At 64.2% G+C, this 1,302-nt stretch carries 1 protein-coding gene; it reads right to left on the bottom strand.

What is annotated here, in order from left to right; translation table 11 throughout:
* Nucleotides 1-1,302 (bottom strand): type I polyketide synthase (locus IF83_RS0129405; RefSeq protein ID WP_030549421.1); only part of this gene is annotated, 1,302 nt, incomplete at both ends.

Below are 1,302 nucleotides of genomic sequence, written 5' to 3'. Positions count from 1 at the left end.
CCCCGAAACCCCCGAAACCGGCCCCGGCGCCTCCTCCACAATCACATGCGCGTTCGTCCCACTGATACCGAACGCCGACACCCCCGCACGCCGGCGCCCACCCGACACCGGCCACTCCACCACCTCCCCCGGAACCTCAACACGCCCCGAACCCCAATCCACATGCTCCGACAACACCCCCGCATACAACGACGCGGGCACCAACCCCGCCCGCATCCCCATCACCATCTTGATCACACCCGCAAGCCCCGCCGCCGCCTGCGTATGACCAATATTCGACTTCAACGAACCCAACAACAAAGGACGCTCACGACCCACCCCATACGCCGCCAGCACCGCACCCGCCTCAATCGGATCCCCCAAGGCCGTCCCCGTCCCATGCGCCTCCACCACATCCACCTCGGCCCCCGACACCCCCGCATCCCGCAACGCCGCAGCAATCACCCGCTCCTGCGCCCGCCCACTCGGCGCCGTCAACCCATTACTCGCCCCGTCCTGATTCACCGCCGAACCCGACACCACCGCCAACACCGGATGACCCAACCGCACCGCATCACCCAACCGCTCCAACACCAACGACGCCGCACCCTCACCCCACACCGTCCCGTCAGCACCCGCACCGAACGGCTTGCACCGCCCATCCACCGCCAACCCCCGCTGACGAGAAAACTCCACGAACATCCCCGGATGCGGCATCACCGTCGCACCCGCCGCCAACGCCAGATCACACTCACCCCGACGCAACGCCACACACGCCTGATGCAACGCCACCAACGACGACGAACACGCCGTGTCAATCGTCAACGCCGGCCCCTCCAAACCCAGCACATACGCAATACGACCCGACGCAACACTCGGCGTATTACCCGTCAGCAAAAACCCCTGAACACCATCCGACGCCTCATGCAACAACGGACCATACCCATTATGAATAACCCCCGCGAAAACCCCCGTCCTACTCCCCCTCAACGACAAAGGATCAATACGAGCCCGCTCCACCGCCTCCCACGACGTCTCCAACAACAAACGCTGCTGCGGATCCATCGCCACCGCCTCACGCGGCGAAATACCAAAAAACCCCGCATCAAAATCCGCCACACCACGAACAAACCCACCATGCCGCGCATACGACGTCCCCGCATGATCCGGATCAGGATGAAAAAGACCCTCCACATCCCAACCACGATCAACCGGAAACCCCGAAACCGCATCCACCCCACCCACCACCAGCCCCCACAAACCCTCCGGAGACACCACACCCCCCGGAAAACGACACCCCATACCCACCACAGCCACCGGCTC

The sequence above is a fragment of the Streptomyces albus subsp. albus genome (assembly GCF_000719865.1).
Lineage (GTDB): Bacteria > Actinomycetota > Actinomycetes > Streptomycetales > Streptomycetaceae > Streptomyces > Streptomyces albus_E.
The sequence above is the reverse complement of the archived record's forward strand: the minus strand, read 5'-3'. Positions and strand labels throughout refer to the sequence as shown.